Annotated in this window: 18 protein-coding genes; 9 read left to right on the top strand and 9 right to left on the bottom strand. The window is 51.8% G+C overall.

Translation table 11 applies throughout. The annotated features are described in order from the left end of the window. Window positions 1-89: 89 nt before the first annotated feature. From AC2T28_RS07085 to AC2T28_RS07105, 5 genes are all read left to right on the top strand, one after another. Complete coding sequence (locus AC2T28_RS07085) at window positions 90-1325, top strand: tyrosine-type recombinase/integrase (RefSeq protein WP_486748273.1); 1236 nt, start codon at window positions 90-92, stop codon at window positions 1323-1325. After that, on the top strand, window positions 1306-1932 hold the full coding sequence (locus AC2T28_RS07090; RefSeq protein WP_486748274.1) for a hypothetical protein: 627 nt from the start codon (window positions 1306-1308) through the stop codon (window positions 1930-1932). The genes AC2T28_RS07085 and AC2T28_RS07090 overlap by 20 nt, the downstream gene beginning before the upstream one ends. 92 nt (window positions 1933-2024) lie before the next feature. Next, the gene (locus AC2T28_RS07095; protein ID WP_486748275.1) at window positions 2025-2237 is read left to right on the top strand and encodes a MerR family transcriptional regulator; all 213 of its coding nucleotides are present in this window, start codon (window positions 2025-2027) and stop codon (window positions 2235-2237) included. A 232-nt stretch (window positions 2238-2469) separates the two neighbouring features. Then, entirely contained in the window at window positions 2470-3033 is a 564-nt protein-coding gene (locus AC2T28_RS07100; protein ID WP_486748276.1) for a hypothetical protein, read from the top strand. Next, complete coding sequence (locus tag AC2T28_RS07105) at window positions 3030-3872, top strand: tyrosine-type recombinase/integrase (protein ID WP_486748277.1); 843 nt, start codon at window positions 3030-3032, stop codon at window positions 3870-3872. The genes AC2T28_RS07100 and AC2T28_RS07105 overlap by 4 nt, the downstream gene beginning before the upstream one ends. A 641-nt stretch (window positions 3873-4513) precedes the next feature. Here the strand turns inward: AC2T28_RS07105 and AC2T28_RS07110 are convergent. Then, window positions 4514-5275, bottom strand: coding sequence for a hypothetical protein (locus AC2T28_RS07110; RefSeq protein ID WP_486748278.1), 762 nt, complete (start codon window positions 5273-5275; stop codon window positions 4514-4516). A 501-nt stretch (window positions 5276-5776) separates the two neighbouring features. Beyond that, window positions 5777-6103, bottom strand: coding sequence for a DUF1330 domain-containing protein (locus AC2T28_RS07115; protein WP_486748279.1), 327 nt, complete (start codon window positions 6101-6103; stop codon window positions 5777-5779). Between the two features lie 288 nt (window positions 6104-6391). Between AC2T28_RS07115 and AC2T28_RS07120 the strand changes: the two genes are divergently transcribed. Together AC2T28_RS07120 and AC2T28_RS07125 are read left to right on the top strand one after the other, a co-directional pair. Next, window positions 6392-7180: an enoyl-CoA hydratase/isomerase family protein gene (locus tag AC2T28_RS07120; protein ID WP_486748280.1), complete on the top strand. Its 789-nt coding sequence runs from the start codon at window positions 6392-6394 to the stop codon at window positions 7178-7180. Window positions 7181-7634: 454 nt separating this feature from the next. Continuing rightward, window positions 7635-8540: a PD-(D/E)XK nuclease domain-containing protein gene (locus AC2T28_RS07125; protein WP_486748281.1), complete on the top strand. Its 906-nt coding sequence runs from the start codon at window positions 7635-7637 to the stop codon at window positions 8538-8540. Between the two features lie 124 nt (window positions 8541-8664). On the opposite strand, the gene AC2T28_RS07130 is transcribed toward AC2T28_RS07125, so the two are convergent. Both AC2T28_RS07130 and AC2T28_RS07135 read right to left on the bottom strand, forming a co-directional pair. Further along, window positions 8665-9051 (bottom strand): VOC family protein, encoded by a 387-nt coding sequence (locus AC2T28_RS07130; RefSeq protein WP_486748282.1) that lies wholly within the window; start codon window positions 9049-9051, stop codon window positions 8665-8667. A gap of 24 nt (window positions 9052-9075) precedes the next feature. Next, the gene (locus AC2T28_RS07135; RefSeq protein WP_486748283.1) at window positions 9076-9699 is read right to left on the bottom strand and encodes a recombinase family protein; all 624 of its coding nucleotides are present in this window, start codon (window positions 9697-9699) and stop codon (window positions 9076-9078) included. Between the two features lie 388 nt (window positions 9700-10087). Between AC2T28_RS07135 and AC2T28_RS07140 the strand changes: the two genes are divergently transcribed. Then, window positions 10088-10249, top strand: a complete 162-nt coding sequence (locus tag AC2T28_RS07140; protein WP_486748284.1) for a hypothetical protein — start codon at window positions 10088-10090, stop codon at window positions 10247-10249. Window positions 10250-10603: 354 nt separating this feature from the next. Here AC2T28_RS07140 and AC2T28_RS07145 read toward each other — a convergent pair whose 3' ends face one another. After that, window positions 10604-12967: a calcium-binding protein gene (locus AC2T28_RS07145; protein WP_486748285.1), complete on the bottom strand. Its 2364-nt coding sequence runs from the start codon at window positions 12965-12967 to the stop codon at window positions 10604-10606. 676 nt (window positions 12968-13643) lie between these two features. Further along, the gene (locus tag AC2T28_RS07150; RefSeq protein WP_486748286.1) at window positions 13644-17717 is read right to left on the bottom strand and encodes an ATP-binding protein; all 4074 of its coding nucleotides are present in this window, start codon (window positions 17715-17717) and stop codon (window positions 13644-13646) included. 143 nt (window positions 17718-17860) lie between these two features. On the opposite strand from AC2T28_RS07150, the gene AC2T28_RS07155 reads away from it, so the two are divergent. Then, a complete protein-coding gene (locus AC2T28_RS07155; protein WP_486748287.1) occupies window positions 17861-18163 on the top strand; it encodes a hypothetical protein in 303 nt (100 codons plus the stop codon). 105 nt (window positions 18164-18268) lie between these two features. Here the strand turns inward: AC2T28_RS07155 and AC2T28_RS07160 are convergent, their stop codons facing one another. The 3 genes from AC2T28_RS07160 to AC2T28_RS07170 form a co-directional block, all read right to left on the bottom strand. Then, a complete protein-coding gene (locus AC2T28_RS07160; protein ID WP_486748288.1) occupies window positions 18269-18424 on the bottom strand; it encodes a hypothetical protein in 156 nt (51 codons plus the stop codon). A 96-nt stretch (window positions 18425-18520) separates the two neighbouring features. Beyond that, window positions 18521-18673 (bottom strand): hypothetical protein, encoded by a 153-nt coding sequence (locus AC2T28_RS07165; RefSeq protein ID WP_486748289.1) that lies wholly within the window; start codon window positions 18671-18673, stop codon window positions 18521-18523. An 842-nt stretch (window positions 18674-19515) separates the two neighbouring features. Further along, entirely contained in the window at window positions 19516-20061 is a 546-nt protein-coding gene (locus AC2T28_RS07170; RefSeq protein ID WP_486748290.1) for a YaeQ family protein, read from the bottom strand. Window positions 20062-20137: the final 76 nt, after the last annotated feature.

Raw genomic sequence — 20137 nt, forward strand, 5'->3', positions numbered from 1 at the left:
ACAAAGCGGCCTTTTTCTTTTGTTTTTTTTGACTTGCTGCTCATGCTTGACTGGCTTGAGTTTCTTTCGATTATGTCTAATCTAGCACCTTGAGTGGTATAAAATGTGGTATAAGTGCGAGGGCTCTGTCTGGTAAACTGACCAAGAAGCTAGTGGAAAACCTTGGCGCTGGGCGTCATGGCGACGGCAACGGGCTCTATCTGGTTGTCGATCCGTCGGGGGCTCGGCGCTGGATTGTTCGGGTGGTGGTCAAGGGGCAGAAAAACAAAAAAGGCGCACCGCTGCGGACAGACTTCGGTTTGGGTGGCGCGGACATCGTAACCCTGAACCAGGCACGGGAGCGAGCGCTGGAATATCGGCGTATGGCAAAGCAGGGGCTGAACCCTAGGTTCAATGCGTGTGAGGAGGTGCCCACCTTCAAAGAAGTAGCCCAACAGGTCCATATCGATCGCATCCCTACATGGAAAAACGCCAAGCACGGGGCTCAATGGATCAACACTCTGCGGGACTATGCCTTTCCCAAGATAGGCCGCATGCCGGTAGACAGCATCGGCCAGCCTGAGGTGCTGATGTGCCTGTCACCAATCTGGACAGAGAAGCATGAGACCGCGCGGCGCCTAGCGCAACGCATCAAGATTGTTCTGGATGTCGCCAGATCGAAAGGTTTCCGTTCCGGCGAAAATCCAGTCACAGCTATAAAAGACGCGCAGGTACTGCCCAAGGTCAGAGCCAAGCCCAAACACCATGAAGCAATGCGCTGGCAGGACGTGCCAGAGTTCTTTGCAGACCTTCAAACCAAGAAGGCGATGTCCGCCAAGGCGCTGATGTTTACCTGCCTGACCGGGTCACGAACCGGTGAAGTGTTGGGCTTGCGCTGGTCGGAGTTGGATCTGGAAAACCGTCTGTGGATTTGCCCGGCAGTACGGATGAAAACCGGCGAAGACCACAGGGTGCCATTGACCGATGAAATGCTTGCAATTATCGAACCGCTAAAAGCCATGGGCTCCAAATTTGTGTTCGAAGGGCAAAAACGCCACCAACCGCTTTCCAACATGTCGATGTTGATGCTTCTGCGCCGGATGAAGGTGGAGGCGGTGACAGTGCACGGGTTCCGTTCCACCTTCCGCGATTGGGCAGCAGAAGTGGCCAATGCGCCGCGCGAGGTGGCCGAGAAGAGCCTGGCGCATACGGTCGGCTCCGATGTGGAGCGGGCTTATGCGCGGTCCGATCTGCTGGAAAAACGCCGTTCATTGATGAACGATTGGTCGCAATTTGTCACATCCAAGAACAATAAAGGGCAGGTGCATGCAAGTTCCACTGAATGAACCCGAGTTTGAATGCCTCGGGCTGTTCCGTATGGCGCTCAGCGAACCAACGGAAGCGGACCGAGTTAGAGCCATTGATATCATGCGCCACGAAGTTGTGAGCCTCGGCTTGGAAAACTTCCCAGTCGGCAAGTCTTCGCACCCACAATTCGTTCAATGGGCCGCTGAAACTGCGCAAGGACGCTATGACGCCGCGCATAACTTCCAAGGGATTGCCCGGCGTTACGAGAAAAATAATGAACGCAAGCTCAATGTTGCCGAATACATCGGCAAGCGTGTGTGGGACAGCATTCAGGCCAAGAGGTTCCAGGGGGTGCAGGTAAAAGGCGGCTTGCTTGAGCAGACACGGGACTACACGAAGCAAAACGGGATTGGCCGCGCGCGGGACCTCGACGTTTTGCGCAAGATCTGGAGCACCTATCGTGGTGTCGTCCACCTGGGCATGGCGATGGACTACTGCGCAGGTCATCCTAGTACGACGTGGCACGTGCTTCATCTCTCTGAGAAGTTTCGCGCTGGGCTCAGCTCGAACTGCCCCAACGGCACCTCTTCACCCTATGTAGATCCGGAGGCACAGATTTCTTTTTTATACATATCAGGGCGTTAGAGTCCCAGATTTGCAGATCGGGGACTGCCACACCCACTAGGTAAGGTTCACTTAATTCGCTGGCATTCAAATCAGCGAAAGGAAACCCAACCGTGCCGAACCTATTTGAAAATGAACGTTGCTATGTCTTGGGAGATCCCGAACTCGAGCTCTTGGGGGACCGTGACAAGCTGGCTCAATGGCGCCACAAGGGGGTGGGACCCGCTTATTACAAGATCGGCCGCAAGGTGATTTATCGCGGCACTGATTTGAACACCTGGCTTGCCGCAAATCGTATCGATCCGTCTCATAAAGGCGCAAGGTGATGCCCCTGTTTGCGGCCCCCTCCAAACTCCTGCGTGCCCTATCCCGCGTGATTGGCTGCGCCACATGAGCCGGTCCTATAAAGGCATTCGGTTGAAGAAGAACCGCGTCTATTCGAACGAGGACTTGCAGCGTGCTTATGCAGTGGGAGCCAACACGATCTCAAACTGGCGAAAAGCTGGCTTGCGACCTTCTGATTACAAGCGTCCATAGGTGTTCCGTGGCGGTCTGGTGATGGCATTCCACAAGGCTCGCCATGAGCGACTGCGCACGCGGCTGAATCCAGGGGAGTTCAAGTGCACAGGCTGCAAATCAGCGGTGTTTCCGGAGCTAGGCAGCCTTGCTATCAACCAAATGTCCAACTGCTCCAACATGGCATTTGGTCAGTGTTCGGAGTGTGGTTGCCATGTCAGGAAGTTCGTTTCTGAGGCCGATTTGGCGGTGTTTGAACAGTTGCGCGATCCCATTACCACCGTAGACTCGTTACACGAAGGAATTGGGCGAGATCCCGGTGGTGTTGGGATTAGCGCGGAAACGGATGGCCCGCGCTGGTGGGCTGTAAATGACCGCATTGTCTATGATTGGCAGGTTCATGCTGGCCGGCTTGTGGAGCAGACGGTGGATCAGCACCTCTCGGCAATCAGATTCATGGAGGAGGCTTTGGAAGGGAAACCGTTCGACCGGCTCACGGTCCGGGACGTGGATCGCGTGCGCAGCGCCCTGAAAGAGGCGCTAGTGACAAAGGGAGAAGGCAAAAATCAAGATCCACTGCCTCGCATCAGGCCTCTCAGATCATGAGTTTTCTTGAGTGGTTGATCAAACAGAACGGCTATAAACGCTTGCCAACCGACTTGCCGAGCTACATTCGGCTGCCGAAGGCGGCCTATGCCAAGGCGATGCCAAAGGGGGAGAAGGCCTATGCCTCCCTGCAAGAGGCAGAAGAGCTTTTGCGGAGCATGCCAGTGCTGAGCCTGGCGGACAGAAGGGCCCGGGCGATGTTCTCCATTGCCTACCTTGGGGCGCTGCGTGCGGATACCATTACATCTTTGCGACTCGACCACTTTGATCGCGCGCGGCGCCAGATCATTCAGGATGCCACCACCTCCCGCACCAAAAACGGCAAAAGTCTCAGGATCAACTGGTTCCCGATCGCCAAAGTGTTTGTCGCCGCCGTGGCTGATTGGGTAGACCACATGCAGTACATTGGGCTGCGGGGGGAAGACGCGCTGTTCCCCAGCCTTCCCGAATTGAAGAGAGGCTCCTATTTGAAGGACCTAGAGCGCGCTCCGATTGAACCGATGGCTTCCAAAGACGCCGTGGCAAAAGCCTTCGCCCTCGCCTGTCGCAATACGGAGGTCAAGTTTAACCCCCACTCGGTCAAGGACACGCTCGCCGCAGAACGCGATCGTCGCTCGCTCATCCAGTTACAGCGCAAGGCCTGGTCCGAAAACATGGGTCACGACAGCACACAGATCACTGAGATCCACTATGGCAAGCTCCCCGAGGCGGAGCGCTTCTCCCTGTTTGAAGAAATTGTTCAGAGCAAGGAGGAAACCGGGACTGCACGGCGCAAAATGACCGACTTGCAAAAAATTGCGCTGATGGACGAGTTGCTGGTGAAGGTTGGCTGGGAATGAGGGACGCGTTTTGGATATGGGTACTAAAACCGTTGTTCAGCCACCAATCGCGCGCCCAGACCGGTTCGCGCTTCCTTGCGAGATCAGCTCTGAGGAAATAGCACCGCAGTCGAAGCCAGTGGGTAGTAATCAGTAATGGACCGGATCAGCCCGATCTTATCTCTAGCCGTAGCCAACTTTGCAAATGATGATATCTTCGCATAGCCGCCATTGGAGTTGACTGCGACGAACGGCGCCTAACATCCAAACCTCTTGAATTGCCGCAAGTGCACCCTTGGCATAATCAAAAATCACGCACTGTGCCCAAATTAAACCCGATACGAACCAATACACAGCTAGGCCCAGATTCATCCGGCAACCTCCCTGGATCCACAAAATCATCGACTAGTAGTTATTCGGCTTGACTGTTGTTGGCATCCGTTCCGGAGCATGGCAGCCCAATTTGCAGACGATTTCCTGTTAAACCAACTATCCCTTAAGCTGCTTACGTCAACCTGCAGGCGTTCAACTCTCCTTTGTTGGACGCGCTATCCTAAGCGGACCTACGCGGCTTGGACAACAGAGTTCCGAGGTGCGGACATCGCTGACGCTGGGTACACTCAATGCAAGGTTCGCTTCATTTCCTTCGTTTACCTAGCGGATTAGATCAGCGTGAGGTGTTGCAGAAAGTTTGCACGCGGTTGGCATGCTTTAAGTGGACTGGCGATCATTAATCGAGGCTTTTCTAGTCGGTGAAAGCTCATGTTGCGGGGCGACCAGTTGTACACTTCTACGTCGACACCTGCATTAATCAAAAGAAGCCCGTGAAAATACCAGGAATCCCCGAGTTTGTAGCCTGACAGAGTTGTGTAGAAAGAAAGACCTCGAAGCCCGAGGAGTGATGTCAGTTCTCTTTCGACTGGGCTGTGCTCAGCAATGCAAAATGCCCGTTCGGCTGCTATTTCCGAGGCTTTTGCATAGGCGACTGGAACCATCGCCAGTGACCACAAACCTACGAAGACTGGGAACAGGAATAGACCGCAGGCGATCCATTTTGCCATTTGTCCGCATGCTGAAGCCAGCAGAATAGTTGTGCCGATCGCTATTGTGAGAGCGGTTCCATGCATGACAGTCATTTCTGTTCCCCCACCAGAAAGAGCCATCAGAATAAACGTTAGCAGCCCACCAACCGCAACGATCGCCAAGGCTAGCACGATAGCTAGTACCGCAGGTATTTGGCGCTGACTAAGTGAGCGGAGCGCAAGAATGAAAAACGGTAGTATAGGCAACACGCTGATACAATATTCGAGCCATGTTGCCCTTGGCAAAACAGGGTCAGTCAATGGGATTGGGATAAAGCCAAGTGCGATAACACCAGCTCCAATCAGGGCGGTGTGTGGTTTAACTTCAGGGAATACTGTCATGTTTCTTATCGCGCTGACTATAGTTGTATCAAATGGATTTCGGCATAGCAGACCTTGGCCGCAACGCAGCATTATTGCAAGTTGGGCTCACTCCTGACCTTCGCCGCAAATGGCGCGAAAGTCTCCTTTGTTGGACAGCATGAAACAGCCGCCTACCTTATTCTTACCCCTTCAACACTCACGTGGCGGCGGTCCGCTATGGGTAAGTATAACTCCCCTAGGCGGACCGCACTCCGCTTTTCTCTGGGTTGACCCTACGTCAGGCGAGTAATCGGTCCATCAATTCAACTTTGATTAGCTTCTATTCCGTAGGTCTAAAAAGTAAGTACCCTCACTGATAAACGTGCTCAATACTGGTAATATTAAGTGCGTGTGAAAGGTCGAGTTGAGAGCGGATGTTCGAATTGTCCTCCACATCCGCTCTCAAGTAACTTCAAAAACGAAACGCTGCGCTCCTTTGTTGGACTATTCTCAGATTTCTTGGAGTCGGCTGCATTGAAACTAACTCTGAAAGTAGCCCGATTTCAAAACATCCTCTGTCTCTGAGTGACCGGGCATCACTGTCGCGAAACCATCGATAATTTTATCGCGAAGAATGGCAAACTCCGCCATCTCAGGTGAATGATAGAATTCCAAAGCGGCAGCAAAGCTCTCAAACTTGTAGACCACCATATTGGAATAAGCCGTTGCGCCCTTTAGTGGCTTGACCGGACTGGAGATTAATATCTCAGCTCCATACTTTTCAACGATAGGAAGCGACATTGGGCCAAGCTCGCCAACCCGCGATCTATCGATGATGTTGTAGTGATGAAGAACATATCCGGCCATGTTGATGCGCCCCTAGTTTTCGGTCATTCAAAACAGACTGACTATGGGCAGATCATACGCATTGGCAAGGCCCGCTAATCAGTCTCTAGGCGTGCCTCCTTTGTTGGACGCCCTACCCTAAGCGGACCTACGCGGTTTGGACAACAGAGGTCCGAGGTGCGGACAAAGTGAGCTTTCGCTGCAATTACGCCTACGTCTGCTTTAGACTAAATAATCAGACCGCTTTTCTTCTCAGAGATTTGAACCTAGGTTTTGTCGTGCGTCTAAAAATGGAGCAACAGCAACCCCATGAAATACGTTAGAATTGAACGCCAGGTCGCCATCTCAATTGTGTCATTTGATCGGGGCAAACCCGCAAATCCGCTTTCCTATGATCTTATGTCGGAGCTTACAGAAGTAGCGCGCAGTTTTGAGGGTGATCATCAGACATCAGCAGTTATTTTGACGGGCCGGTCTGATAATTTCTCCATGGGTTTTGATCTGAGTGACCCTGAAACACAGAAGCTGCGAGACGCCGGATTGGCTGAGCGTCGCGAAGCCGTTACAACAGGCAAACGGATGTGTCAGGCTTGGGAAAATGTGCAGGCGCTGACAATCTCTGCCATCGAAGGCTGGTGCGTCGGTGGTGGTGTAGCACTCAGCGTCGCAACCGATTTGCGTGTTATGGGCGAGAGCGCTGGACTGTATGTGCCAGAAATCGAACGCGGATTGAATATATCCTGGGGGTCTGTGCCGCGGATTACCAATCTAGTCGGCCCGGCAAAGGCCAAAAGGCTTATCATTCTAGCAGAAAAATGTCCGGCACAGCGGGCCTTGGATTGGGGGTTGGCTGATTGGCTTTCTAAAGACGGCACCACATTGGAGAAATCAATGGACTTGGCAACGCTCGCGGCATCCTTGCCTCCAGTTGCGGTCCGTATGTGCAAGCAAAGCATCAATGCTTACGCCAATGCCTTGGCTGGAGTGGCCAGCCAAGCAGACCACGATCAATTTGCGCTCGCGCAAGACAGCAATGATGCAGACGAAGGTATTCGCGCTTTTTTAGAAAGACGGAAGCCAAACTTCACTGGTGAATAATGAGACCATTGCTGTGATCTTGATGACTTGTTACCCAATGGCTGCAACGCCTGATCTAGATACAAGGCGCGCGTAACCGGCCATTCATGCGTCACGCAGCATCGGTCAAAGTGGGCTCGGACCTGACCTTCGCCGCGCTGCGCATCAAGGTCTCCTTTGTTGGACTCATCCTACCCGGATACTGCAAACGTGCGCTGTCCGCATAGAGCCCAATTCACTCGATGCTTCACTCTGCATCGATGCCAACTCTATGAGGGGCGCCATTACACTAAAAATCAATGTGGATTTTTTCTAGGGTTTGTGACACGAGGTTTTCAATGACTTTGGTTGTCTGACACGCCGCGCAATTGTCGACCATATTTTGGAACGCGGGTTTTAGACGGAGGTTGTTGTCATTATTTTGATGGCACCGGAGGCCTATTTTCGGTGTGTAGTGCTTTATTGGGAAGAATTTATGAGCAGAACCAATTTCCTAGCCCACTCCCAAGAAGCGGGCAACTACATGCAAACCTTCATTCGCGCTAATATAGACGATTTCCAAGAAGCGGCGACCCAATCGCACCCTCGAAAGGGTGGGAATGGTTTGGGCGCCGATAAGACCCATGAACTGGCGATGTTCCTATGGCACTACACGGACGAACACTTCCTGTCTTGCCGTATCCCCGAAGACTTTGGCTCGCCAGCGGCACTCACCGGTGCCCTTCAGACCCTATACAACTGGCTCGTGCAGGCAAGGGATGAGCTGCAAGGGATCATGGGCGAAAAGGCCGCGTATACCGTCCTAATCACACACGACCACGTGAAGGATACGCTGTCGGCTGTTGAAGAGACGCTCAGACAACTCGAAGACGCCGCCAAAGGACTGCCAGGTGACCGAGCGGCAGGGTTCAGTGCCGCTGCGCCTTCCCCCATGGAACGGGTCCAAGAGATCGCGAACCGTTTTCCCGATGTCGTTGCCCGCATGAAAAAACGCCGGAAAGGGCGTCAGCCCGTCGAGATCAATGACGAGTATGATGTTCAGTATCTCTTCCAAATGCTTCTCACCGTGCCCTTCCTAGACGTCCGGCCAGAAGAGCCAACGCCTTCCGTCGCAGGGGGATCAGGGCGAGCGGACACCCTCCTGAAACCCGAGCGGATCGTAGTCGAATACAAATGCACGCGCCCTGGCTTGGGGGGCAAAGATCTGCGAAAACAGATTGCCGACGACTTTCTCCTATATGGCAAGGACGCGAAGTGCGACCGGCTCTTCGTGTTCGTCTACGATCCAACGCAGAAGGTAGAGAACCCCAAGGGATTTGAGGATGATCTCACTCGCAATGTTGACGGACTAGACGAGGTTCGGATCGCTGTGCGCCGGTAAAATACATCCATTTCGTTCGCTCGACCGAGCTTTTCGGTCGTTACAAGCGGGCTAGTGGTGTATTTCGGAAGCTTGCAGTGTGCGTCTGCAGTTCTCCTGAGCCTCCTTTGTTGGATTTTCAATCTCAACCCTGATGGGTAGCGATCCACCAAATATTGCCACACGGATCATTGAAGCCAGCCATTCGATCGCCATGTGGTCGAAGGTTGGGCTTCATCAATGAAACTGCCCCGTGCCTTAACGCCTCCTGGTAGGTCGCATCGACATCGGAGACGTACAAATGCATCTGAGAAACGTTGCAAGAATAGTCTTCTGAACTAGCGTTCAACATGACTATCGAGTTACCGATTTGAATCCTTGCGTGCTGTATACGGTTATCATCAAATCGATTTTCACGTATCAACGTCGCGCCAAACACATCCTTTGCAAATTCAATCAGCCTGTCAGCATCTTCCACGGTAAAATACGGCGTAACCGAACAATAACCTTCCGGAATATTACCTTCGGACATCAGCTCACTTGCTCCTTAATTGGATTACGCCGCCAGGCCTTCTGACGACAGCTCATTAAAATCTTTCACCCACTGATAAACGCGGGACCGTCCTATGTTGGGCCCAGGCATAGCCTGCAACACGGGCAACACCTGCCCTGGCTTTGCACCAGCCAACACCATTTCGGTTGCCTTGGCCACTCTTTCAGGTGTCATCGTTTGCGGTCTACCGTGTAACGAGCCACGCTCGCGCGCCGCTTTCAGCCCTGCCATGGTGCGCTCTCTAATCAGGTCGCGTTCCATTTGCGCTAATGCTGCCATGATGTGGAACATGCCCTTGCCCATAGGGCTGCTAAGGTCAAAACGCTCGGTCAGGCTGAAAAGGCGCACATCATCCCGCTCGAAATCATGCATCGTCTTGATGATGCCGCGCATGGTTCGGCCCAGCCGGTCTAACTTCCAAACAACAAACTCACCACCGCACCGGCTGGCGGCACGAACTGCCAATTCCAAGCCAGGGCGCTTCTGACTGGCTCCGCTCATCTTATCGGTGAAAATCAGATCATCAGGGATGCCATACTGTTTCAGGGCTGAAATCTGCATGTCTAGGTTTTGGTCAACGGTTGAAACGCGGGCGTAGCCCACCTTGAAATTTGTGGATTCTGTCACTGCTTTTTCTACTTGGCGACTTACTCGTCGCTCGAATTGTTGGACTGTTTGTTGGACCGGATCAATCCTAGCACCGCTTCACGACCGAGATCATTGTTCCCGTCGTAACCGTGTTTTGCGATATGATCCTGAATCTCTTCAAGTTCTCCGTCCGTGAAGAGAAGAACAATGCGGTTGTGCCGCTTCTGCGCTGGATTCTTAGGTGGTCGCCCCATGGGCCCCTCAACATTCATTCGCCTCTCACTTACTCCGCATAGACTTTCTGTTGCAATAAAAATTACAACACTTTTTTGTTGTAATTTTTATTATCATTTTTATTGTAACTATTATTACAACAAAAACTTACCGCCCATCTATCCAACAACCGCCCGCCGAAAGGATCAACAGAATGAAAATCACAGCAGTGACCCATCCTGGCCATTCGACAACCTACACCTACGAAATCATGCGGGGGAGTGACCTCTTCCGCATCAATGCTGGCGCGCGCGACAACGTATTTGTTTACCGCGAAGGGAAAAAAATACGTTGTCGCGCGCGTTTGACTGCTTGAAATCGGCGCTGAATTTCACGCTTGGCGCGCCCGACTAACCAATCCAACAAACCCCACCTAAGAGAGTCATAGATACCAGATTTGGAGACTACCTAATCCCAAGCAACAACTCGAAAAAATACCGAACACTGAGCCAAAATGAAGCAACGAAGAACTCATAAAACGGCACGATTACGAGTATGACCAGAATTAGAAAAAGGTACCCCTTGATGCCATCCCACATAGCCAAGCCCCTAAACCAGTCGCCCTGTGGTTCAGCAATAATAGCGCAATCGCAAGGAAATTGTAGCTTGTCCACCTAACGCCCGAACCAACTGGCCGGGACTTAACAGATGCGAAATTTGATTTTTTCGCTCAGGCCAGCAAGTCAAACACTTCACCACCGATCCTCAGGTTGATCTCATCCTGTCCTGCGCCATCCACCAGAGCCCAGATAATCTGGCCGGTAGGACGATAAATCACAAAAGCCTCTGCGATGGAGCTATCGCCTGCACGGGAGTTGAGGTCCTCGCCGGAATGGGCCAAGTTGACCTGGAAATCATCAGCGCTGACACTGGAATTGCCAAAGAGCAGTACATCCCCTTCGGCCGCATTATAGTCCTGCAGCCAATCCGAACCATGATCAAAGATGCCGAGGTGGAAAAACCTATCCGCGCCTGCGCCGCCGTTAACACGGTCATGGCCAAAGCCGCCGTTGACGAAATCCTCGCCTGCATTGCCAAAAACTAGATCGGACAATGCGCCTCCGCTAATAACATCATTGCCATCTTGGCCAGCCAGGAAATCGGCTCCAAACCCGCCTTCTAGGACGTCATTACCATCCTGACCATACAGGAGATCGTTGCCATAGCCACCAATCAAAGTGTCATTGCCCGCCCCGGCATAGATTGTGTCGCTCAGGTCCCCCTCTGGATTGCTGAGCGCGTTCGAACCATGCAAGTAGTCATCGCCTTCACCACCATTCAACTCGTCGCGGCCCAGACCACCAAACGCCTGATCATTGCCGTCGCCCAGATACAGTCGGTCATCATAGGCGGTGCCAATCAACCGGTCATCGCCAGGCCCTGTCCCGTAAAGCGCTGCACTGTCATATCCAATGACCGTGTATTCTTGATCCGGACCGTTGAAAAAGCTTCTGACAATGCTCCCATAGCTGGCGGTAAAGCCATTAAAACTAAAGTCTTCAATTTGGCGAAAAATCAGATCGGCATCGCCGTACTGCAGATGCAGGGTACCGTCCGGATCCAGAGTGAACAGGTCAGCGTAGACCAGCGCATCAGGTTGTTCCCCTTGGGTGTACATCCGTTCAAACAGGTCCAGGTGCACTAGGTCGTTGCCTTCGCCACCATCGCCATACCCCGTTTCCTGACCAAACCGCAGGATGTCATCGCCACCACCACCAAAGAGCGTGTCATGGCCTGCACCACCATCCAGAATGTCCGCCGTGTCAGATCCTAGCACAAGATCATCCCCATCTCCGGCGCGCACAAAACCAGAAGCGGTTAAGGAAAACGTGTCATTCCCATCTGTTCCATTCTGAATTTCCGGCATATCGAAGACTTGGAATTGGCGTGGCGTTTCCTCGTCCCCACCGGGGCTAATCCAAGTCATCAAGTCACCAGTCGATGTCAAAACGGCACCAAAGGCATTCCCACCAGTAAACAGAGACATTCGACCGTATGTCCACCCTTCGGAATCCAGGATGATACCCCCTCCAGAAGAGATGTGCAGATAGAGATCCGTGTCTAAGGTTTCAACGCTGTATGGCGCACCTGCTGCCCCTTCGAGGTCAGACACAAGGTGAATTGGTTCGGCAAAGCCCTCGGTGCTGCCAAATTGCACCCAGTTGGTATACGAAGTGGAATAGTCACCATGAATTGTATCCCGCCATGCAAGGATAATACTTCCAGTGTCATCAAAACTTATGGCCCCCCTGTTCCCGACCGGATCGCTGATTGGGAGTGACGTCAGCGTGCCCTCTTGTGTATATGTCGCAAATTCTACCTGATTGCCGTCTCCGCTCCCCCAACTGATCAGGACGTCCCCGTCACCCGAGGGGGTAAGTTCTATGTTCCTTGCTGCAAGTTCCACCGGAAGTTGTTGGCGCGCGCCGACGGGGCTGCCAGTGTTATCATAGTGTTGAAGGACAATTTCATTCGTGCTGCCTGAAGTATGGGGCGAAACCACCAGGACGGTGCCGTCCGGACGTGGCAACATCTCCCAAAGGGCGATATCGCCAAGTAACCCAGACCCCGATGAGGCAAAAATTTCCGGATCTGCGAGTATACGTATGGTGTCCTCAGGCAACGGGCGATGATAGTCAGCGATTGAATTGGTGAACACAACAGGTGGGCCGTCCGGTTGACCGTCAGCCGCAAGCACCTGAACCGCCATACGGGGCGGGAAGACTTCTGGATCCCCAAACAACGCGGCTGTGACCAGCCAACCACCATCTGTCAGCTCAACAACTCGGATTTCCTCAGGGGCGGTACCCACCCCCTGCAAAATGCTGTGTGCCCCATCAGAGCTGCCATCCGGATTAAACCTTTGCGCAACAACAGGGTGTTCAGCTTGGGAAGGGTCAGACCAGACAATGGGCGATGAAACATGAATGTCTAAAAAGTCGCCGCCACTTGCCTGCGTAATTTCAGATAACCGAGGCTGCCCAAGAGGTTCATCTACAGAAAACGACAGGGATTCAGAAGGCCAGAACGACATGAAAAATCCTACAAGTAGAAAACAACTATAGAATGATTAGTATAACAAGTTCTGTCAATATTACGATTAGAACGCCAACCTGAAGTGGAACGGCGGCTTTTTCTGTTCGTTTTTAGGCCAACAGGTCAAACCTGCTGTTTCTTTTTTTATACGGTGACAATCGCTATCTCTTTAACTACGCTCCCACTTCCAGTTGATTTAAACAGTTGCTTTCATATTGCTAAATAAACGACAGAGAATTTCTCTCAATAAAAGAAATCGTCCACCTAACCCCTGTCATATGGCAGCTATGCGGGGCCTTGCTGTCATTCACTGATGTTGATCGAACGGCAGCGAACGGCCTACTCTGTTGAAAAACTCGGCATTTGGCTTACTGGCACGTTTCAGCGGAATATCGTCCCGCTGAAACGTAAATTTGCGAACATTATTTACCAGACGCGCGCTCAAGAAACAGCTGTTCCAAATTTTGGTAGAGCTTTTTTGTAAGGGAGTTTTTCAACAGAATAAGCCCAAAGCAGCCATTCGGGGTAGCCGCGGCGAATGGCTGGTTAGGGTCCAGATTCAGCTTTCATAAAGAACAACCAATGCTCGTTCTAAAAAGTCTTTGGATCAATCCGCATAGTACACCAACTCAGTTGGTGCACTTCTGAACTTGCGTAGCACATGAAACTTGTAGTCACTTTGCACATGTAATTGCTTTTTGCATCGCAACTGCGATTTGATGCCGTTTGAAAGGTTTGGTCAACAACACATCACCAGCGCCAAGAAAGCCAGAATCTTTGGCCGCTTCCGCCGAGTAGCCGGACATAAAAATAATCTTCAGGTTCGGGAATCGAATTTTAGCTTCCTCCGCAAATTCCGGTCCGCTCATGCCACCTGGAAGTACCACATCCGATAACAGCAGATCAAACTGCTTTCCAGTTCCTAGAACTTCACGAGCAGCGGCTGTCCCATCTACGCTGGTTACCTGATATCCTAACCTACCTAGCATCCTGTTTGTAAGCTCTCGTACCATGGGGTCATCTTCAATTAGTAAAACAGGCTCATTGCTGCCGAGTGGCGTTTCGACAATGCTTTCTTTGCTTGGTTTTACCGCGAGCGAGTGATCTCGAGGCAAGTAAAGTTTAATTGTAGTTCCTTGGCCCAGCTCACTGTAAATGCTGACATGTCCTCCGGATTGCTTAGCAAAGCCATAGATCATTGATAGCCCTAAACCGGATCCCTGACCGACCTCTTTAGTCGTGTAGAAAGGCTCGAATGCTCTCTCTTGCACTTCTTTTGTCATTCCGGTGCCGCTGTCAGAAACAGCCAGCACCACAAACTCACCCTTTGCTGCGTCAGGATTTTTAGCCACATAGTCTTCATCCAAGCTGGTATTATAGCATTCGATGGTGAGAGTGCCACCATCGGGCATTGCATGCCGGGCGTTTATCGCAAGGTTAAGAAGAGCGTCTTCGACCCGGCTGGGGTCGGCAGCCGCCGACCAAAGGTTCGAAGACTCCGGGAATTTTATCGAGATCGTTTCGCCAAGAGATCGTGTGAGTAAATCTGACATCCCGTTTATCAAAGCAGTAAGGTCGATAGGTTGCGTTGACAGCGATTGTTGCCGCGAGAACGCAAGTAAACGATGCGTCAGTTCAGCACCTCGATCTGATGTGCGAATGATATCGGCCAACAGGTCCTTGTCGAAAGCACCTTGGGACTGCATCTCTTCAGCTAGCCCAAGAATAATGGCCAACAGATTGTTGAAGTCATGGGCTAAGCCGCCCGTCAATTGACCGACAGCTTCCATTTTTTGGGCCTGCCGCAGATGTTCTTCCGCTGCTTTTGCGTCGGTGATGTCTTCAACTAAAACATACAGCCCCAGAACAGAGCCATCGCTGGCGAAATCTGGCACATAGGTGCTATGAACACTACGCCTGCCACCATCTTTGAATGGTACCGTGGACTCATAAACAACTTGCTCACCAGAAAATGCCAGATCCATGTGTTCTTTGATCACCTCATAAGCTGCGTCACCGATTACGGTTTTGACGTGCAGGCCCTTGAGATCGCTTTGCCTATTCCCAAACCAATTTTCATATACTTTGTTGTTGAATTGGTAACGCCTGTTCGAGTCCACATATGCAATCAGGATAGGAACAGAGTTCGTAAGTAAACGTAGTCGCTCTTCGCTATCGCGCAGAGCCTCTGCAGCATTGACAAGTCGTCTGGCGATATTCAATCGCCACGCCGTGAAACCAAGCAAGGACCCCAACAGGAAGAGCACAACAATTCCTTGAAACCAGGTTTCTTGCCAGAATGGTGGGTGAACAGTAATTGCAAGACTGGTACTTTCACTCCAGGGACCATCCCCGACCCGGCCTTGAACAAGCAAGGTATACTGCCCTCCAGGAACCCTGCTGTACCTACCAAGTGACGCGCTGTCGGCGACAAACCAGTCCTTTGTAAAGTTCTCAAGCTTGTAGCGGATATCGCGATGTGCATGCCCAGCCAGTCCGACGACTGATGCTTCAAACTCGAAATCCGTATTGGGCCAATGAATTTCGACCGCTTGGGTGCTTTCAACTGCGGTATTAAGTGGCAAGTCCACACCACCTTGCGTCAGTGATGTGAATATTACACGGGGTTGCGCGCCCTCATCCAATAGCAATGGAATAGAAATCACGCCCATTCCCGACAGCGTGCCAAGCATAAGATCCTGGCTGCTGGTCATGTATGTTCCACCAGGCCAACTTAGAAAAACATCGCTTGGTAGCGCATCTTTCTGGCCATAACTGGCGACAACGCGCCTGCTGATTGGCTCGAACTGAAAAACGCCTGCGTTAGTCACCAACCAGAGAAAACCCTTTTTGTCGGTCTCGATTGCAAAGATTGTATTGGTCGTGAGGCCAGACTCTCGCCCCATTCGTTCAAATGTGCCGGTGGATTCATCAAAAACATTCAAGCCGCCTTCAATGGTGGCAACCCAAAGCTGCCCCTGCGGACCCAGCTCGACTTCTGACACATTGGAACTACCGATCGATGTCGGGTCATCGGGGTCGTGAAGATAGGATGCAATGACCTTTTCGCCATCGAATTTTAGCAAACCTTGCCCCCAAGTAGAGAGCCAAAAGGTTCCGCCCTGGGAGACAGCAACCCGAGAGACGAATGCTGCCGTGATCCCGGCTTCCGTGTTCGAAGAACTGTTGAAAAACTGGTAGTCCCCGTTTGCTGTGTCGACCCGGCCTAAGCCACTTGTTTGCGATCCAAACCAAATGACTTCCGGGTTGCTCGGGTCATAGACCCCGCCCCAGGTTCCAAATGCCGATTGCGGTGATTTCAGCCGTCTCAGGACAGTCCGAGAAGGGATATCAATCAGCAGAAAACTGGAATCAACTTCGCCGATCCAAAGCCTTTCTTCAGCGGCCTGCAGAATTGTGTTCACTTCGTTCAAAGCCAGAGAAGGACTGGGATTTTCAGAAAGGTCCGAGACAGGCTGCCAGCGCGAATAGCTTTTGGTTTCCTTGTTGTAGTGCTTGAGCCCGCCGACGCCGCCAACCCAAACGCCGCCTGAGCTATCTTCACTAACCGCCAACACTGGTTCTAGGTGCTTTTCAGGTAGGCCCTCATTTTCAAAGCGGGCGGTCCAGATCGACCGATCCGGAAAAATCCGATAGATTGGGCCAGTGTTGTAGGGCAACCAAATCGTACCATCGCCGGTTTCAAACACCGATAAGATCATCTCGGTGGTGTCCGGTGATGTGGCATTCGGGTTGCGCAGTATTACATGAAATTTCTCCGTTGCGGGGTCAAACATTTCGACACCAGCAGCAACGGAAAACAATCGGCCTAGCCAAAGGCGCCCCTGACTATCGACCGTGACAGTCAGAACATGGTCGCGCGAAATCCCCGATGGATTGTCAGGATCATGGCGGTAGTTCTTGAATTCTCCGCTGCTGACATCTAGTCGGCTTAGGCCCTGTTCCGTTCCTAGCCAGATCTCGCCGTAGCGACCTCCGGCGACACTATTGACTTGGTCTGATGGCAGACTCGCGGGGTCCGCTGGATCATGGGTATAGTTTACAAAACTGTCCTTTCCCGGATCAAGGCGACTAAGCCCCGAGCGTGTTGCCACCCAGATACGGTCTTTTTTGTCGATATGTAGACCCCAGATGTCATTCCCAGCAAGCGAGTGAGGGTCCGATGGATCGTGATAGTAATGACTGAAGCCATCACTGGCTCCCTTCATTACATTGAGGCCGTTGTTTGTTCCCACCCAAACGGACCCGTCAGAACGCGTAGCGATCAGTCTCGGCACCCAGTTCATAGTGTCGGAACTCAGGCTGTCAGGGTCTGCTGGGTCATGCTGATATGTAACAAACGAGTTGTCAGATTTATCATAAACAACCACGCCACCAGCGCTACGCCCAAACCAAATCCGTCCCTGTTGATCTTCTGCTATCGTTCCAACCCGAGAGATGAACGCCGATCCTTTGGTGTTGAAGTACTTCGCGTTTCTATAGTCATATCGCAATGCGCCATTCGCCGTCGCAAACCAAAGAATGCCGTCGCTGTCTTCGAACCCTCCGGCTGTAACTGAACCAGAATCCAATACAAATTCTGGCGTTTCCACCGCCTGCGCAGATGCTTTTGGTGTGGAAAATCCTGTGATCGCAGCAAACAGCACAACTAAAACTGAAGAGATCTGAACGGATTTTCGTCGTAATGCCAATAGCCCAAAACGATTCAATAGGGTGCTGTCAAACATTTGCGGCCTCCGGCTCAAGTATTCAAAATAGTTCCTTCCAGCTATTGGTCAAATGCGTTCGGACGGTCAAACCGATTGGAAAATTGCCATTTTCGATAGCTGTGCATGGACACAAAACCATCTCACATTGAGGTTTGTAAGAGATGCTAAAAACACGGATCTTGCACTCACTCGAATTTTCAAAGTCAGATTACGGAACATTGCTGCCTTCAGCGCAAATTGCAGCGAATGGCTGGTATCCGCCCTATGTGACGGATGCTGCGCTGCGCACCAAGGTCGCGAAATGGCGGTTAGCCGACATTGCTGGGATGAGTCCAACAAACCCCGGAGCCAATATGCTTGATCGACCAATCACAGTGCGAGACGCGTTTTGGTTCTGGATCACCTATTCAATCCTGAACAGCGAGTTGCTGGCCGCATATCTGGCCGGGCTGCTGTCCAACTGACCCCGGTCAGGCGTCATTCCCTTGTGCCGGTAACGCCTCGCTAAGTTGTTCCCACGATTGGCCAGATGCCACCAGACAGGTAAGCCCATTTGGGGGTGTAGTGGTTCAGATGCCAGTGTCAGCAGAGGCAAACGTCTCGATCACCATCCCCTGATCGCCCAGCCCAATGCTTCGACGGACTTCGCCATACGTATTGGCCAGTCGTTCAACCACAGCCTCGCGCGGCGCCCACTTGCGGTTCTGTTGCGCAGTGGCAGGCACAGCAAGAAAGCCCGCCAGAGCAGTTGCAAGGATCAGTCTCGTTGGGGGGCTAAGGATGGTGCGCAGGTTCCGGTGCGTGGCGGGCCGGTTACGGGATCATTTGCGGCCGACGCCGTTTTGAATTTCACCAATTAAGCACAGCCTGTCGTTTGCACATTGCCGCCCTTCGGCCTCGGCAATCAGGGCGTCAGATAGCTGGCCCTCATCCTCTGGCAACGGGCCGGTGTAGCTGGAGTAAGGTCTGAGCAAATCGGCGGGAAAATTGTGCGGCAAAGGAGACAGCTGCGATTGCGACCCTCTATAGATTGCAGAGTATTTCGAAGGGTATCGAACTGACGTGCTGACTTCGTGGCAACTCTACTTGAAACGCAAGAATTTCCAGAACTGGGTGTGCCCGAATTCCCTACATGTGCCGCAAAGGTGGAGTTTGAGTGGCCGCACTTTTCGATCATAAACCTTCGCGCCCCAGACATCCGATCTTCAGGTCGATGGTAGGAAATTTCTGGTAAACACATTTTATCATTAAGGGGTGAACGATGTGTCCTATTACAAAGCGCTTCAGGTTTAGGACGAACGAGGAACATCGCGACGGCGGAACCCATTAGTGTTGGAACCAGATCATGAGGGTGTTTTCAAGTGCTTTTGAGTGACGACCCAATATGCAACTCTGTTTGCTCTCACGCCGCCGTCAATGAATAGCGTGCTGAAGCATGGAGCTGCTTGAAGCTTTTTCCGCGCACGCGCTGGTCCGAACCTACCGACAGAAGGAGATTATTTTAGAGGAGATTTGGGACCGAAGCAGGTGATCCACAATTCTGTCGTGGTACTTTTTGTGGTATACACTTCTCACTACTAATTTTAATCACTATAAAGCAATTGTTTATGCAATTTACTTGACGGACTGTCTCTCCGCCGTCACACTTTTCGGCTGATCAGAACAGACTGCTTTAAGCGGTTTCGTTGCTGCGAGTGCCCGCGCTCGCCACGACTTCTCTGTCGATTGTTCAGGTCCGTTTGCACAGCTACCAATCAGCCAGCGACCCGGCATTCTACAGACTGAGCTCTTATGCACATTGTGAACTGCTCGATGATCAATGATCAGTATTTTTCCATTTGGCCGGGGTCACGTAAACGATGCTATCACCAACACTGACCATCACATCACCGTCCTGAATATTGACCTGCAGCTTCATTGAGCGATTTGCAAGATTTCCCAAGTCTTGGGTAGCCGTCTCTGAGAAGTTGACGACCTCAAGATTATCAAACCGGGTGGTGCTGTTTTTGATTTTGTCCCACCACACATCAGCCGTCCTGCCATAACTATAGACAATAACATCTTTTGCTTTGCCACAGGATTGACGAACAATCTTCTCGCTGGGAAGTCCCAACGCCACCCACAACTCAAGCTCGCCACTTAGGCTTTTCTGCCAGATGTCAGGCTCGTCATCCGTTGACAGGCCCTTGGTGAGTTCCAATTGTTCATGGGCATTCAGTGCAAACGCGAGAAGACGCACCATCAGCCGTTCATCCGTCTCCGAAGGATGTTTGGCAACAGTCAGTTTATGGACCTCATAATAGTGACGATCCATATCAGATACGGAAAGTTCAACTTTATAGATGGTGGATTTTTGCGCCATGATCTGTCCCGGAATAGCGAAGATAGGGGTTCCTAGTACGTCTGCTGACTTTGTGAAAGCAGATTAAAACGCACTG

This window comes from Parasedimentitalea nitratireducens (assembly GCF_057444295.1).

Excerpts from the sequence above, each read along its gene's own strand:
- AC2T28_RS07125 (WP_486748281.1), top strand. The coding sequence starts at position 7,635 with ATGAGCAGAACCAATTTCCTAGCCCACTCCCAAGAAGCGGGCAACTAC.
- AC2T28_RS07140 (WP_486748284.1), top strand. The coding sequence starts at position 10,088 with ATGAAAATCACAGCAGTGACCCATCCTGGCCATTCGACAACCTACACC.
- AC2T28_RS07155 (WP_486748287.1), top strand. The coding sequence starts at position 17,861 with ATGCTAAAAACACGGATCTTGCACTCACTCGAATTTTCAAAGTCAGAT.
- AC2T28_RS07100 (WP_486748276.1), top strand. The coding sequence starts at position 2,470 with ATGGCATTCCACAAGGCTCGCCATGAGCGACTGCGCACGCGGCTGAAT.
- AC2T28_RS07105 (WP_486748277.1), top strand. The coding sequence starts at position 3,030 with ATGAGTTTTCTTGAGTGGTTGATCAAACAGAACGGCTATAAACGCTTG.
- AC2T28_RS07170 (WP_486748290.1), bottom strand. The coding sequence starts at position 20,061 with ATGGCGCAAAAATCCACCATCTATAAAGTTGAACTTTCCGTATCTGAT.
- AC2T28_RS07115 (WP_486748279.1), bottom strand. The coding sequence starts at position 6,103 with ATGGCCGGATATGTTCTTCATCACTACAACATCATCGATAGATCGCGG.
- AC2T28_RS07090 (WP_486748274.1), top strand. The coding sequence starts at position 1,306 with ATGCAAGTTCCACTGAATGAACCCGAGTTTGAATGCCTCGGGCTGTTC.
- AC2T28_RS07110 (WP_486748278.1), bottom strand. The coding sequence starts at position 5,275 with ATGACAGTATTCCCTGAAGTTAAACCACACACCGCCCTGATTGGAGCT.
- AC2T28_RS07130 (WP_486748282.1), bottom strand. The coding sequence starts at position 9,051 with ATGTCCGAAGGTAATATTCCGGAAGGTTATTGTTCGGTTACGCCGTAT.
- AC2T28_RS07145 (WP_486748285.1), bottom strand. The coding sequence starts at position 12,967 with ATGTCGTTCTGGCCTTCTGAATCCCTGTCGTTTTCTGTAGATGAACCT.
- AC2T28_RS07150 (WP_486748286.1), bottom strand. The coding sequence starts at position 17,717 with ATGTTTGACAGCACCCTATTGAATCGTTTTGGGCTATTGGCATTACGA.
- AC2T28_RS07120 (WP_486748280.1), top strand. The coding sequence starts at position 6,392 with ATGAAATACGTTAGAATTGAACGCCAGGTCGCCATCTCAATTGTGTCA.